9 protein-coding genes and 2 pseudogenes are annotated in these 15,340 nt (G+C 43.9%); 8 read left to right on the top strand and 3 right to left on the bottom strand.

Translation table 11 applies throughout. The features are described from left to right. Positions 1-44: 44 nt before the first annotated feature. Positions 45-3,116, bottom strand: a complete 3,072-nt coding sequence (ppc, locus tag RM347_RS17015; protein WP_322717586.1) for a phosphoenolpyruvate carboxylase — start codon at positions 3,114-3,116, stop codon at positions 45-47. Positions 3,117-3,218: 102 nt separating this feature from the next. Continuing rightward, complete coding sequence (locus tag RM347_RS17010) at positions 3,219-3,455, bottom strand: hypothetical protein (RefSeq protein ID WP_322717585.1); 237 nt, start codon at positions 3,453-3,455, stop codon at positions 3,219-3,221. Between the two features lie 431 nt (positions 3,456-3,886). Here RM347_RS17010 and RM347_RS17005 point away from each other — a divergent pair, with 431 nt between their 5' ends. The 8 genes and pseudogenes from RM347_RS17005 (at position 3,887) to RM347_RS16970 (ending at position 15,008) form a co-directional block, all read left to right on the top strand. Then, positions 3,887-6,901, top strand: a complete 3,015-nt coding sequence (locus tag RM347_RS17005) for a DUF1574 family protein (protein WP_322717584.1) — start codon at positions 3,887-3,889, stop codon at positions 6,899-6,901. A 137-nt stretch (positions 6,902-7,038) separates the two neighbouring features. Next, positions 7,039-8,538, top strand: coding sequence for an MBOAT family O-acyltransferase (locus RM347_RS17000; RefSeq protein WP_322717583.1), 1,500 nt, complete (start codon positions 7,039-7,041; stop codon positions 8,536-8,538). Positions 8,539-8,889: 351 nt separating this feature from the next. Continuing rightward, positions 8,890-9,972 carry a photosystem II q(b) protein gene (gene psbA, locus RM347_RS16995; protein ID WP_322717582.1) on the top strand — a complete coding sequence of 361 codons (1,083 nt, stop codon included), beginning with the start codon at positions 8,890-8,892 and terminating at the stop codon, positions 9,970-9,972. Between the two features lie 204 nt (positions 9,973-10,176). Next, a pseudogene (locus tag RM347_RS16990) lies at positions 10,177-10,866 on the top strand (Uma2 family endonuclease). Positions 10,867-11,121: 255 nt separating this feature from the next. Beyond that, the gene (gene psbA, locus RM347_RS16985; RefSeq protein ID WP_322717581.1) at positions 11,122-12,225 is read left to right on the top strand and encodes a photosystem II q(b) protein; all 1,104 of its coding nucleotides are present in this window, start codon (positions 11,122-11,124) and stop codon (positions 12,223-12,225) included. A gap of 326 nt (positions 12,226-12,551) precedes the next feature. Then, positions 12,552-13,943, top strand: a complete 1,392-nt coding sequence (locus RM347_RS16980; RefSeq protein WP_322717580.1) for a malic enzyme-like NAD(P)-binding protein — start codon at positions 12,552-12,554, stop codon at positions 13,941-13,943. Between the two features lie 386 nt (positions 13,944-14,329). Continuing rightward, on the top strand, positions 14,330-14,767 hold the full coding sequence (locus RM347_RS16975) for a DUF6918 family protein (protein WP_322717579.1): 438 nt from the start codon (positions 14,330-14,332) through the stop codon (positions 14,765-14,767). Between the two features lie 28 nt (positions 14,768-14,795). Beyond that, positions 14,796-15,008: a hypothetical protein gene (locus RM347_RS16970; RefSeq protein WP_322717578.1), complete on the top strand. Its 213-nt coding sequence runs from the start codon at positions 14,796-14,798 to the stop codon at positions 15,006-15,008. A gap of 244 nt (positions 15,009-15,252) precedes the next feature. On the opposite strand, the pseudogene RM347_RS16965 reads toward RM347_RS16970, so the two are convergent. After that, positions 15,253-15,340: pseudogene (locus RM347_RS16965) on the bottom strand (IS200/IS605 family transposase); the annotation flags it as partial.

Raw genomic sequence — 15,340 nt, 5'->3', positions numbered from 1 at the left:
TTTCTGTTTGCTCCAATGCCCCATTCCCAATGCCCCATTCCCAATCAACCTGTATTTCTCATCCCGGCTGCAATACCGTTAATAGTTAACAGTGCCCCTCGCAGTAACTCGCCTTTGCTGTAACGAGAGTGGATAACTCCAGAAGTAGCGGTAGTATTTAGGGACTGCCGTAGGCGCTTGAGTAGTGAAACTTGGATAAATCCTAAGGGTACAATTGTGCCATTGCGTAACTGCACAGATCGTTGCAATACAGGATCGCCATCTAACAGTCGATTGTGATCGGTGATTTTTAACACTAAATCTCTTGTGAGATAGAACTCGCTGGCAATTTGGTCAAAAACCTTAGCAAAACGAAGTTGATCTTCTGGTTTTGATAATTCCTGGACGTAGTGCTGTGCCATTTGCATGTCTACTTTTGCTAAGGTCATCTCGGCCTTAGAAATCACCATCTTGAAAAAGGGCCACTTAACGTAAAAGTAGCGTAGCAATTTCAAGTGTTCTTCTGGTTCTTCGTTCAAGAATTCTTGTAACGCTGTACCAACGCCATACCATGAAGGCAGCAAAAAGCGGGTTTGCGTCCAGCTAAATACCCAAGGAATAGCTCGCAGACTACTTAAATCTTTTTTACCAGATGGACGGCGGGCTGGACGGGAACTAATTTGCAGTTGGCTAATTTCTTCAATGGGAGTTACTTGGTGGAAGAAGTCAACAAAATCAGGCTGTTCGTAGATTAGGGCACGATAATGTTGACGCGATCGCACTGCTAATTCTTCCATAATCTCATTCCAGGGTTCAATATCATCAAACCCTGTCCGCAGCAGGCTAGCTTGAATCACAGCAGTGGTGATGGTTTCCATGTGGTACAAAGCCAAGTCCAACAAGGAGTATTTGGAAGCCAAAACTTCTCCTTGTTCGGTAATCTTGATTCGCCCATTGATACTATGACCAGGTTGAGCCAAAATCGCCTCGTAAGCAGGGCCCCCACCTCGTCCCACAGAACCACCGCGTCCGTGGAAAATCCGCAAATTTATATCATAGTTTTCTGCTATTTGTTGCAGTGATTTTTGGGCTTTATGAATTTCCCAGTTGCTGCTTAAAAACCCAGAGTCTTTGTTGCTATCAGAATACCCCAGCATTACTTCTTGCAAGTTAGGGGAGAGGGGGGAAGGTGCTGGAGAGGCAGGGAGGGATGAATTTTCATCCACAACAACACTCTCTGTTTTTGTCTGTTCGTAACCGCCAGCTAATAAAGCGCGATACAAGGGTAGTTCAAACAGTTTCCGCATGACGCTTCTGGAGCGTTGTAAATCTTCTACTGTTTCAAATAAGGGGACTACTTGAATTGTTCCGACAGCAATGGCAGGGTCAAAAAGTCTGGCTTCTTTGGCTAACAGCAATACTTCTAGCACGTCGCTTACGTCGCGGCACATGCTGATAATGTAAGTTTGGCAGATATTTAGACCAAATTCTTGTTGCAGTGATCGCACGACGCGAAAGGTTTCAATTACATCGTTGGTTTTTTCAGAAAATGGCAATTCTGCCGGAATTAACGGACGGCGGGTTTGCAGTTCTCCTGTAAGCCAAGCAACTCTTTGCTCCTCAGATAGTTCGTTGTAAGGTTGGGGTAATATTTGCAGGTATTCCAGTATCTCATTCAGCGCATCGGCGTGGCGAGATGATTCTTGGCGGATATCTAGCTGTGTCAAGTTAAAACCAAAAATTTCTACCTGACAGATGAGATTTTCTAATTCTCGACAGCTTAAACCTGTTTCTGTTAAGTTGCGCTGAATCATCCGCAGTTCTGCTAAAAAATCGGTTCCCGAAAGATACAGGGGGCTATCTTGATTTTTTGGCGTTTCCCGATTGTACAAAGCTAGATTGCGATCGCGAGTATTTTCTAGCCGTTTCAGCACATAAGCCAGTTTGAGCCGATATGGTTCTTGTCGATAACGCAGCGCCAATGCATCGTATACCTCACTCAACTGGGACTGATCCAATTCTAGAGATTCCAGCAAATCTGGTAAGACATCACTCCAATGCATCGACACACTCAACAATTCAATCAGATTTTTCACTGACTGAATATATCTCCCCAGCACCATTTTGCGCTGATAGCAAGCTGTCTTCCAGGTAATTTCGGGTGTGACTGATGGGTTTCCATCCCTGTCTGAGCCTACCCAGGAGCCGAAAGAGCAAAAGTTTTTACTCGGTGGTTCTAGCCAAGGAAAGGTGTTGGATAGGGTGTGTTTGAAACGTTTATATAGTTGAGGAATGCCATCAAATAAAACTTCTTGGAAATAGTGCAGGGCATAATCTACTTCATCTAGCACCGTGGGTTTGAACTGGTGAAGTTCGTCTGTGCGCCACCACAGGCGAATTTCTTCGAGCAATTGTTCGCGGACATCTGCTGCTTCCCAAGGATATGCTCCTGGTGTAGTACCAGAATGGTTTTCCAAGGCATCCAGTTTTTGCAATAGTTGTACCACCTGTCGCTGCTTATCCCGGATGGTATGACGAACAATTTCCGTTGGGTGTGCTGTGAAAACTAAGCGCACATCCAGATGGGCAATTAGACGTTGAATTTGTTGGGGTGGTACATTCAGTTTGAATAAATAAGGAAACAAGGCAGCAAAAGTACCTTTTGGTTGGACTTGTGCTTTTTCTAGATAACTCTTTCTCAGCAAGTCTGCTGCTATTCCCCTGCTAACAGGCGCGTCATCTTCTCTTTGGTTGGACGAATAGTTGACATTGGATGGTATTTCTGGCTCTACTTCTGCCTCATAGCGACTCAATTGCTGCCGTTGTTCGTATTCCTGCTCTATGATGTTAATCAACTGAAAATACAGAGCGAAAGCACGAGCCGCGCGAATTGCTTCGTTGATATTTAGTTGTTCAATTAATTTGACGGCTGAGGATGCTTGGTCATTTGTTGCTTGTCCTTCTGGTGAACATAAATCGCGCAACTGCCGCAACAAGTCTACCATATTTTGACCGCATTCTTGCCGGAGAACTGACTCCCACAATTCTTCCACTACCTGGAGACGATGACGCAAAAATAATTCCGACACCGGGTATATATCCGCAGTTTGAGACGAAGAGTATAAAAGGGAACCCATATTCTCTATTGTTGTAAAGCTAATTACTGTTTACGCTTCTAGGTTTTGCACTTAATGCTCACCAGGTTGTTCCTGAGCAAATAATTATTTGGTGTATGTTTTCTAAGTTTGATTAGTTTCGTCATCCTCTGGGAAGTCGAGAATGGGTAGGCGATCGCCTCGAAATAATTCTTCACTGGCTTCCCCTACGGCTTCTAGTGCTCTTACTGTGGTTTTTCCGGTAATGAGCAGCAGTAATATAGACGCTGTACCTATTTGTAAAAGGAAAGATTGGGGAATGCTAAACAAATCCAGATTGGATGCGGGGTTAGTTGAAGGCTGTTGGTTGGCAGGAGGCATTGCTAATTCTTGGTTATGGGAATATGAGTAGAGACGCGATTAATCGCGTCTGTACAGGAGTTAAGATGACTCCAACAATAAAGGGATGGAGTTTAAATGAGATAAGCTTGTTGTTTGTTTCGTCCATCAGGGCTGTTAGCTTAGTGGGACGCGAGTCCGGCTTTAAACGACAAGTCATCAGCCAGTCATATAGAATTATTCTGACTCCTGGCTTCTAACTTCTAAATTCTGACTCCCTATTAGTAAAATAAACGCAAAACTCAACATTAGTCAGACTTGCAACCTGTACAAGACTATCTTGGCCGATTTTGTGAGCTACGAAGGTAACAAAATTGTTAAAAAAAAACGTCAGAGTGTGATAGACCTATGGTTCTAGTTTACAAGTGCAGGCACTATCCCCTAACAATCGCTACCTGTAAAGTTAACTGAGCATGAAAACAGTATTACCAGATCGCCAGCAATCCTTAGTGCAGTGGGTAAGCCAAGCAACAGGGATCAACACTTTCGGGGTGAAAGTCCGGTTACGGGGAAATGACCTTCATATTCTTTGTGAAGGTACAGAATGTCCGCAGCGTTGGCGTACTTTGTCTGACTTGCTGCAAGCACTACAGCAAACAAACTTAGATATCCTTACAAGCAACGAACAACCCTCAATATATCAAGTATTTGTCTATGGCCGTAGAAAAGGGGAACAGCGCCCCAAATGGTGCCATCGGGTTTACTTGAATCAAATAGATAAGCATCTGGAGCAGGTGGAGCAAGCCTTGCTAGCAGACTCGGAAAAATCAAAACAGTCGGGTGGGGCGCTGATTGTCTCTAACGAAAGTTTGGCACGCCAAGGGAACCCAGAGGCGATCGCTCGCTATCTCAGCGAAACTCTGAGTACGTTAGGTGTATCGGTACAGGCAAAGATTAAGCCATATCAGCCAAAGAACTCTCAGCCGGAAGAAAATCGCCTGTGGATATTTTGCCAATCGAGTTATAGCCCTGATGCATCGTTGCTTGCTGAACCGATAGCACAGAAGTTGCGTTACCTCAAGCTTTCCGGCTACCAAGACGCAGTAATTGTTTCCCAGGTGAGTGGCGAAACTGCCCCTGATTGGCTACTGCGGGTGGATTTGACACCACCAGAGGTGATGTTGAAGGAATGGGCGCGTTGGGGGGATGTCCAAGCGATCGCGCGATTATTAACTGAGGTATTGTCAGGGTTAAAAGTTGGTGTCCAAGTTTCTCTGAAAGAATCAACGCTACATATCTTTTGTATCCCAGCTTTTGATCCCTTAGGAACTGCGCCAATACCCGACAAGGAAGTGTGCTTAGAGGCGATTTTACCCCAGCTAGAAGCGATCGCTCCTCAAGGCATTCTCGCCGCCACCGTATACGGACAAAAAGCAGGCGACAAGGAACCAACTTGGATTGATTGGCTGGCTTTACCCGCTGCAAAGTATCCCGCCTTTGCCGCATCACCGCTAGATTTGGCAAATACTGGCGATGAACCAGCCATCATATTTTTACTGGAGCGCTTACTCAATCCTGACTTGGATTGGCGTCTATTGACAGGTGGAATTCGTATACTGCTGCTAAACAAACATGATTTATTACACATCATGTGTGATGCACCAGTTTGTCCAGGGCGTCAACAAGTAGCAAGTAAAATTACGCAGTTTATCCGCCATTTAAAAATTCCCGGTATTATGGGAGTACGTGTCTACGGTCGCCGTGCTGGGAATAAAGAACCTTTTTGGCATTATGGCGTTGATCTTGAACATCGCCAACGTTTAGTGCCAGAAGCAACCCCAGAATTTGCTGCTACTTCTAAATACGTTAATGATTTAGTAACCTCTGAGACTAGTGAGCCAATTTTGCGCCCCGATTTAACCACAGAAGAAGTTCAAAGTTTTGTAACAGAAGTAGCGCGAGATTGGATGGCAACGGCGAGTGCAACAGCGAAAAAATTCCTGTTGAAAAGCCAGCTATTTACCGAAACCCATCAGTCAGCAGAACATAACTTTGACGATCAAGGACTTAAAATTGCTCTGGTTTGGGGAACATTGGGATTATTACTCACCCTCCAAACTGATTGGGTGTTGGGTCGAATGATTGCACGTAATACGCCGAGTTCGCCAAAAGTCGCTAGTGTCTCGCTCCCATCATCTTCTGAGCACAAGGCATCTTTGACATCTGGTAAAAATCAGAGTGAGAAAACAACATTTTTTACCAGCACTTCCAAGACAAAATCTCCTCCAAATCAGAGTTCTGTATTTAATGCTTCCGAATTTACCCAAAATGATGATACCCCGACCAAGAATTTGGCAGCCGCACCACTGAAGGAAAAAGCAACCGCAACAGCTATTCTTTTAGCAGCGCGATCGCAGATGCCAAGTTTCAATGTCAGGCAGTTAGACGAGCAATTAGCATTATATAAACAGCGTTTGGCTAGAACTGGTAGTCCGCCAGATGTGTTGATTATTGGTTCCTCCCGCGCTCTCAGAGGAGTAGATCCAGCAGCACTTTCTAAAGCTTTAGCGACTCAGGGATATCCAAATATTGACGTGTTTAACTTTGGAATCAACGGTGCTACCGCACAAGTTGTCGACTTTGTGATTCGCCACGTACTGGAACCATCGGAACTGCCCAAAATAATTATCTGTGCAGATGGTGCCCGTGCTTTCAACGGTGGACGCGAGGATATTACCTTTAAATCGATCGCTGCATCAGCTGGTTATAAACAAGCATTCCAAAAAACACCAACAACTGCGAATAGCAATGATTTACCCGAGAATACGATAGATTCGGCAGAAAAAAAGACAAACGAGGAAAAACCAGAGCTTAGTACCTATGAAGCCGTTAATCAGTCATTAAATCAAGCTCTAGCATCTGCTTCCGCTAGCTATCAAAACCGTGACCAAATTAAAAGTTTACTGCAAAAACAACTCCTAATATTTGGTCATAATCAGACAGTTGCATCACAAAAACAGCTAACAGACGGGACTTCAGACGAGAGTACTTCCCAGCAAGCAGTTGATTTTGATGGCTTTTTACCTTTGTCCATTCGCTTCAATCCCGCTAGATACTATCAAAAACATTCTAGAGTTCCTGGAAATTACGACAACGACTATAAATCTTTCCAAGTAGAAGGACAGCAAGATGCTGCCTTTCAAGAAGTGCTTCAGTTTGCCCAGTCTCAGAAAATTTCTTTAGTGTTTGTCAACATGCCTCTGACGGCAGATTATTTAGATCCAGTGCGTAGACAATATGAGCAAGAATTTCAGCAATATATGTTGCGTTTGGCTACTAATCCCAACTTTATTTATCGTGATTTGAGCCAACAGTGGCCAAAAACAAATGACTACTTTTCTGACCCCAGCCACCTCAACCGCTTTGGAGCATACGAAGTCTCGAAAAAGCTGGCTAATGACCCGATGATTCCTTGGCCAGTTAAGTAAGGAGATCAGGGAGCAGGGGGAACAGAGGAGGCATGGGAGGCAGGGGAAGAATAACTATTGGTTATTACCCAATGCCCTATGCCCTATGCCCCATTCTAATGACTAATGACTAATGACTAATAACTAATGACTAAAAAATGAACTTTATATCAATTTTCTATGGGCTGTTCTTGTTGAGTGTGTTAGGAATTTACTGGCCTTTAGCACAACAGAAATTGCGATTATGGACGCTGCTAATTGCCAGTTTGGTTTTCTATGGATCTCTGCACATCCAGTACGTACCATTACTATTAGCATTGACGTTTATTAATTTCCGTGTGGGACTGGAGATTGGGAAAAACACATCACCAGGAAAACATTCTCTTGACTGGCGAATTTCTAATGAAGAGTGGCAATTTGCCCAAGGTGACTGGAATCGTCGTCGTCTAAAACTTTTGTGGCTGGGGATAATTCTAAATGTTTTACTTTTATTAGCTTTTAAGTATTTTACTCCTTTATTCAAATTTGTTTTTCATGTGCAAACAAACTCACCAGATAGCTCTTTTAAATTAATTGCACCCTTGGGTATTTCATTTTTTACCTTTGAATGCATTGCCTATTTAATCGATGTCTATCGTGGTGCACCTGCGACTGAGCAGTTTCTCAAATTTGCCACTTACAAATTATTTTTCGTCAAACTCATTTCAGGCCCAATTACGCGCTACCACAACTTAGCAAATCAATTCAATACACTAGACTTACCCAGTACTGATAGAGTAGCTGAGGCGCTGTGGTTGATTGCTAGGGGTGCAGTCAAAAAAGGTATTTTGGCAGACCACCTGGGTATTTTCGTCGATTTATGTTTTGGGAACCTGCAACGCGCAGGTAGTACCGATCTCTGGTTAGCGACATTCGCCTACGGTTTACAGTTATATCTAGATTTCAATGGCTATGTAGACATTGCCCGTGGTAGTGCTATGCTTTTCGGCTTGGTTCTACCTGAGAATTTTGACTTTCCCTACTTCAGCACCAATATTGCAGAATTTTGGCGGCGCTGGCACATGACTTTAGGAGATTGGCTACGTAACTATGTCTACTTTCCTTTGGGTGGTTCCCGTCGGGGTTTAGTCCGTACCTGCTGGAATTTATTTATTGTGATGCTAATCGCTGGTATCTGGCATGGTGCTGCCTTGGGTTATGTAGTTTGGGGCATATTCCACGGGTTAGCTTTGGTGGTTCATCGGCTGACAGATACCATGAGCGATCGCTTTGAAAATCTGGAACAATTCTGGCAAAATCCTCTGGGTATCTTCGTCGCTTGGTTCTTGACCCAACTGATGGTTTTTACCTCTTGGATCTGGTTCCGTCTACCTAACCTCCAAGACTCTTCCTTGGTAATTAGGCATCTTTGGGGTTACCCTGCTGACTCACAGTTTGCTCAAAAGGTCTATGTGGATGCCTTAAATATCAGCCAATACCAACTGACTTGGATACTTCTAGCTTTAGCTGCCCTTATGGCTGTAGTCTATGCCTTCAACCGAATACTGAAGTTAGAGTTTAACTGGCCCCTTAAGCTTGTCTTCGTTCCCCTGTGTTTCTACGCTGTTTGGTTATTAGCTCCTGAAGGCAGTTTGCCCTATATCTACTTTGATTTTTAACTGAAATATCAGACAATATAGAACTTAATATCTCGTTACAAATCATCAAGAATTAAAATTGTTGTTACAGGCTAATTGTAAAGAAGTGTAAAGGAAGATAACTAGGCGATCGCGTCATTTAAAGTGATAGCTAGTTTGGTGTTGAAATCGCTTAAAAACCCTTAATCCATTACTTTTATCACTATTGTTGATAGTAGGAAAACTTTACAGTTCGATGAGTTTGTTAAAGAATTATATTACAGAATATTAAGTCACAGATTGCGTCAAAGTAAATTCATGTAGACTGTATTTCAACAGGCGAAAATAAATCCGCTTGTTCCATATTTAACAACCCATAGCACTTATAAAACAATGACCACAACCTTACAACGGCGCTCCGGCGCTAACGTATGGGATCGCTTCTGCGAGTGGATCACCAGCACCGACAACCGCATATACATCGGTTGGTTTGGTGTACTCATGATCCCAACCCTACTAGCTGCTACAACCTGCTTCGTAATTGCTTTCATCGCTGCTCCTCCTGTGGACATTGATGGTATCCGCGAACCAGTTGCAGGTTCTTTGATTTACGGAAACAACATCATCTCTGGTGCAGTTGTTCCTTCTTCAAACGCTATCGGTTTGCACTTCTACCCAATCTGGGAAGCTGCTTCCTTAGATGAGTGGTTGTACAACGGTGGTCCTTACCAATTGGTAATTTTCCACTTCTTGATCGGTTGCGCTGCCTACCTGGGTCGTCAGTGGGAACTTTCTTACCGCTTAGGTATGCGTCCTTGGATCTGCGTAGCTTACAGCGCACCTTTGGCTTCTGCTACCGCAGTATTCTTGATCTACCCCATCGGTCAAGGTTCTTTCTCTGATGGTATGCCTTTGGGTATCTCTGGAACCTTCAACTTCATGATTGTGTTCCAAGCAGAACATAACATCTTGATGCACCCCTTCCACATGTTAGGTGTGGCTGGTGTATTCGGCGGTTCATTGTTCTCTGCAATGCACGGTTCCTTGGTTACCTCTTCTTTGGTGCGTGAAACCACCGAAACCGAATCACTAAACTACGGTTACAAGTTCGGTCAAGAAGAAGAAACCTACAACATCGTTGCAGCCCACGGCTACTTCGGTCGTTTGATCTTCCAATACGCTTCCTTCAACAACAGCCGTTCACTGCACTTCTTCCTCGCAGCTTGGCCTGTCGTCGGTATCTGGTTCACCGCTTTGGGTATCAGCACGATGGCATTCAACCTGAACGGTTTCAACTTCAACCAATCAATCATTGACTCCCAAGGTCGCGTTATCAGCACCTGGGCAGACGTAATCAACCGCGCTAACTTGGGTATGGAAGTAATGCACGAGCGTAACGCTCACAACTTCCCCCTAGACTTAGCTGCTGGTGAAGTTGCTCCTGTAGCAATGACTGCTCCTGCTATCAACGGTTAATACTTCAGTATTAGCTAAATAAAAAGCGCCCTCCAGAAATGGGGGGCGCTTTTTAGTTGTAATTATCTTTAAATAAGAAAGATTTATGAGGTTTGTCGTACTCCTATGTGGAAGCAAGCTATGTGCAGCAGTGACCACACGAGAAAACATGGCACTCCACTATGTTAGATTCAAGCTACAACTCCTGTGATGAGGAATCAGGTAATGACGACTTCTGTGGAACATGGCTTAAATAATAGCGCTTTTATTCCTCCCTTAGAAAGTGGCGATCGCTTAACCCGCCATGAATTCGAGCGTCGTTATACAGCAATGCCCCATAAAAAAGCAGAATTAATCGAAGGAGTTGTCTACGTGGCATCACCACTACGTTTTAGAAGTCATGGCTAACCTCATGGACAGTTAATTACCTGGTTGGGAGTTTATCAAGTTTCCACTCTAGGCGTAGCACTAGGTGACAATGCTACCGTGCGCTTGGATTTAGATAATGAACCACAGCCTGATGTTTTGTTGTTGATAGATAAACCAGCTAGAGGACAGGCACAAATAAGTGAAGATGAGTACGTAGAAGGCGCACCAGAATTAGTAGCAGAAGTAGCAGTCAGTAGTGCATCGATTGATTTGTACGACAAAAAACGCGCCTACCGTCGCAACGGAGTGCAGGAATATATCGTTTGGCAGACTTTAGAGAATAAACTCGACTGGTTCTGTTTGCAGAATGGGGAATATTTGCCACTGGTGGCAGATGCAGATGGTGTGATTAGAAGTAGAGTATTTCCGGGTTTGTGGTTAGCTGTCACCTCACTAATTACAGGAGATATGACGAAAGTTTTAGCAGTGCTGCAACAAGGATTGAATTCAGAAGCACACGCTGAGTTTGTTGAGGGTTTAACTTAGCAAAACTTAAAAATAATGTCTTGAAAAATACAAATTATTAATGTAAAACGTGATGTTAGAAGCCGGGAAAGTTTTCCCTTTTTTCAGACAGTCTCCCTTGGGAAATTAGTTAACAGCATTTTTGGTGTGAGGTAATTCCAGAGAGTCCCGGCGATTAGGGGGAAGGTATTTGGCGAAAATCTTTGAAAACAGCTTAATTCTCAATTCTTAAAAATTGGGAAAGTTTGTTGTCAGCGATTTATAAACAACACAGTTATGACCACAACTCTAGGAAGAAGCGAAAGCGGCAACCTGTGGGATCGTTTCTGTCAATGGATTACTAGCACCGACAATCGGCTTTATATCGGCTGGTTCGGCGTTTTAATGATTCCTACCCTATTGACCGCTACTATCTGTTTCATTATTGCCTTTATTGCTGCACCACCCGTTGATATTGACGGCATCCGGGAGCCAGTTTCTGGTTCTTTATTATACGGCAATAACATCATCACTGGTGCTGTTGTACCCACATCTAATGCCATTGGTTTGCACTTCTACCCCATTTGGGAAGCTGCTTCAATGGATGAATGGCTCTACAACGGCGGGCCTTATCAACTCATTGTCTTGCACTTTTTGATTGGTATTTTCTGCTGGCTTGGTCGGCAATGGGAGTTAAGCTATCGTCTAGGAATGCGTCCTTGGATTTGCGTGGCTTACTCTGCTCCTGTAGCTGCTGCGACTTCGGTTTTTTTAATTTACCCAATTGGTCAAGGTAGCTTTTCTGACGGGATGCCTCTAGGCATTAGCGGCACATTTAACTTCATGTTAGTATTCCAAGCCGAGCATAACATTCTCATGCACCCATTCCATGAATTAGGTGTAGCTGCGGTGTTCGGTGGTGCTTTTTTCGCAGCAATGCACGGTTCTTTGGTGTCTTCCTCTCTAGTCAGAGAGACAACAGAAGCTGAATCCATAAACTATGGTTACAAGTTTGGTCAAGAACAAGAAACATATAGCATCGTCGCGGCTCACGGTTACTTTGGGCGGTTAATTTGGCAATATGCCAGCTTTAACAACTCGCGTTCCTTGCACTTTTTCTTGGCAGCTTGGCCTGTAATTGGTATCTGGTTGACGGCATTGGGCATCAGCACAATGGCGTTCAACCTCAACGGATTCAACTTTAACCAATCAATTCTGGACTCCAATGGTCGTGTAGTTAATACATGGGCAGATGTGCTCAACCGGGCCAATTTAGGTATAGAAGTGATGCACGAGCGCAATGCTCACAACTTCCCCCTGGATTTGGCTGCTGATGAGACAGTACCTGTGGCAACGATGTCTACGACGGGCTACGCCTACGCACCTGTAATTCACGGTTAATTGTAAGTTAAAATCCACTGCGCTCTCTATCTAGAGGGCGCTTTTTTCATGCATGAAACTATAGTTATACAAATATTTACATAGATAAAATATATAAAAAATATCTGGTGTATTTGGGTACAATTACTAAATTGTTACTCATTTATATTAGTAAATGCATTGGTATAAATAAAAATAATTATTAAAACTGTGAGTAGTGAGTAAACTAACTACTGAAGGTTATTCCAGGAGTTTACATTCATTGTATTTCCACTGACTACAAATCTCAGATTTTAGTTTTCGTCTCAATTCAATATAGAATCTAAAACTTAAAATCCAAAATCAACATGGCAGACCTAACTCCTAATTCTAGTTTTAGTTTGACGCTACGCTTGCAGATTCCCAATCGTGTGGGAATGTTGGCGTCGGTAACTCAGGCGATCGCAACCACTGGTGGTAATCTTGGTCAAATTGATTTAATCGAGCAAACCCGCAAAGAGTCTACCCGCGATATTACCGTTGATGCTGCTAGTACTGAGCACGCGGAAACCATTGTGCAAGCAGTCAAAGTATTGCCAGACATCAAGTTACTCAGTGTCTACGATCGCACCTTTAATTTGCATCGTGGTGGCAAAATCAGCATTGCTAGCAGAATTCCTCTGAAGAGTGTGTCTGATTTAGCAATGGCTTACACGCCCGGAGTGGGTCGAATTTGTACTGCGATCGCTCAAGACCCAGAGGAAGTTTATAAGTTAACCATTAAACAAAACACTGTTGCCATTGTTACCGATGGTAGTGCCGTTTTGGGTTTGGGAAATCTCGGTCCAGCAGCATCTCTCCCAGTCATGGAAGGCAAAGCAATGCTATTCAAGGAATTTGCGGGGCTGGATGCTTTTCCCATCTGTCTGGCCACTCAAGATACAGATGAGATTATCCAGACAGTCAAGAATATCGCGCCAGTTTTTGGGGGTGTGAATTTAGAGGATATCGCTGCACCTCGCTGCTTTGAAATTGAAAGAAGATTGCGCGAAGAGTTAGATATCCCCGTTTTTCACGATGACCAGCATGGTACAGCAATTGTCACCTTAGCAGCATTGTTTAATTCGCTAAAACTGGTACATAAGTCAATGGCGGAAATCCGCATCGTGATTAATGGTGCTGGGGCGGCGGGAGTAGCGATCGCTCGGTTACTCCGGAAAGCTGGGGCAGAAAAAATCTGGATGTGCGACTCTAAAGGGATTATCTCTACCAGTCGCAACGACTTAACAGACGAAAAACTCGAATTTGCCGTGAAAGCTCAGGGTACCTTAGCGGGTGCAATGCAAGGGGCAGATGTGTTTATTGGAGTCAGCGCACCGGGAGTTTTGACACCAGAAATGGTGCATTCGATGGCGAAAGACCCAATAGTGTTTGCAATGGCAAATCCCATTCCAGAGATTCAGCCAGAATTAATCAGTAAAGATGTTGCTGTCATCGCTACCGGTCGCAGTGACTACCCGAATCAAATCAATAACGTTTTAGCTTTTCCTGGAGTATTCCGTGGTGCTTTAGATTGTCGGGCTCAGACAATTACCACCACAATGTACCTGGAAGCTGCAAGTGCGATCGCTTCTTTAGTCAAGCCTTCAGATTTGAATCGGGAACATATTATTCCTTCAGTCTTTGATGAGCGCGTCGTCACTGCTGTTGCTGCTGCTGTGCAACAAGCCGCGCGTCAAGAAGGTATCGCTCGAAATTAATTAAAATAATGGGCGTTGCAGAGAAAGCGGGATGATTTGGCAACTTCTAAAATTCCTCCCCTGCTTCCTCTGCCTCCCCTGCCCTCTGCCTCTCTTCACCCATAATTTTTGGGTTGCTTGAGTACTAGAACACCGTGGTGGAAGTTTGCCTATTTTTAACAAGTTGCTCAGAAAAACTTGTTAGTCTAGTTAATTGAGATAGTAGCTGGATTTACGTTGTGCTCTACTAGTTTCTACGTTAAATTGACACCAATGGACTTCTGTGCGCCCCTACAAAAGGCTTATATCCATAACATTCTCTAACTCTGATAGCATTTTCTATAATTTCCTGCTTGCTAAAAAAATTAGTCGAATATAAATTAAGTACTTAGATAAGGAAAAGTGAAATGGGACTTAGTGACGGACTTTTAAACCCGACCAAAAAAGCTATGGTCATAGATGAATGTTGCAACATGATTGAAGGACAGCTTGCATCCAAGTCAGGAATGAGCGGCATCGCTTTGAAAACTGCCTTCGCCGCCCTAAAGGGAGTCAAGCCAGGGTATATCCCCTATGTCGTTGAGCAGATTCTACCGCAATGCTTCACGGCACTTGATCCCATCTGGAGTGAAGGCGTACAGAAAGGCAACCCAATTGAACACCTGAGTGCGAATCGCTCTCATACGGCAGACGCGCTACTGAGTGTCACCGATGCGAGAGCCAAGAACGTAAAGCGCCAAATCGTGCGAGGAACCTATGAAAAACTTCGTGGTTCAGCCAAAAAGCACGTAGAAGAAGCAGTGCCAGACTTAGCCAAAGTCATCGATAATTACACTAAGGCTTGAGCCAGAAGGGAATAATCACAATAAACGTATGCCGCCGTTCGATGCGTCGGTGGCTGGCATACGGGGCAGATATTACACTGGTAGCACCAAAGTTTTCGGGGAGAGTCTTGGAGATGCGATCGCTGCCTCTTGTCTCCTACTTGATATCATCGCAGAGACGCTTGTCGCGATCGCTAAGATTCGAGTTATTCTGCAAATAATCATGCAGCCAATTGCAACCCTGCACCAAGAATTGGTCTAAACTTTCCACAGACCACAACCGGTTCCTATCTATCGTGGATTTATCCATGTGGAAAGCGAAGAAAAAAAGGTTGTCAGCCGCTAGCAGTGAGAGTTATTGAATACACAATTGAGCATCCTGATGATTCAAACGCTTACTTAGCATTGAGTTGGCTGATATTAATTTTACTAGGTACTTACGAGTTGTGATGCGTAAAGCCCCCGCGCTTCTAGCCGGGGGATATAAGCGAACAGGCTGAATTTATTCAGCCGTGATGTGGATCATTTATATACTCTAGAACTTTCTGGGTGCTAACTTTTCCTGTGGTGTCAAACATATATGAATGTGTCCAC

Origin of the sequence: Nostoc sp. ChiQUE02 (assembly GCF_034531305.2) — a bacterium.
GTDB lineage: Bacteria > Cyanobacteriota > Cyanobacteriia > Cyanobacteriales > Nostocaceae > Nostoc.
Note: the sequence above shows the minus strand (reverse complement) of the source record. Positions and strands in the feature narration are given on the sequence as shown.

Excerpts from the sequence above, each read along its gene's own strand:
- RM347_RS16970 (WP_322717578.1), top strand. The coding sequence starts at position 14,796 with ATGCCGCCGTTCGATGCGTCGGTGGCTGGCATACGGGGCAGATATTAC.
- RM347_RS17000 (WP_322717583.1), top strand. The coding sequence starts at position 7,039 with ATGAACTTTATATCAATTTTCTATGGGCTGTTCTTGTTGAGTGTGTTA.
- ppc (WP_322717586.1), bottom strand. The coding sequence starts at position 3,116 with ATGGGTTCCCTTTTATACTCTTCGTCTCAAACTGCGGATATATACCCG.
- RM347_RS16975 (WP_322717579.1), top strand. The coding sequence starts at position 14,330 with ATGGGACTTAGTGACGGACTTTTAAACCCGACCAAAAAAGCTATGGTC.
- psbA (WP_322717581.1), top strand. The coding sequence starts at position 11,122 with ATGACCACAACTCTAGGAAGAAGCGAAAGCGGCAACCTGTGGGATCGT.
- RM347_RS17010 (WP_322717585.1), bottom strand. The coding sequence starts at position 3,455 with ATGCCTCCTGCCAACCAACAGCCTTCAACTAACCCCGCATCCAATCTG.
- psbA (WP_322717582.1), top strand. The coding sequence starts at position 8,890 with ATGACCACAACCTTACAACGGCGCTCCGGCGCTAACGTATGGGATCGC.
- RM347_RS17005 (WP_322717584.1), top strand. The coding sequence starts at position 3,887 with ATGAAAACAGTATTACCAGATCGCCAGCAATCCTTAGTGCAGTGGGTA.
- RM347_RS16980 (WP_322717580.1), top strand. The coding sequence starts at position 12,552 with ATGGCAGACCTAACTCCTAATTCTAGTTTTAGTTTGACGCTACGCTTG.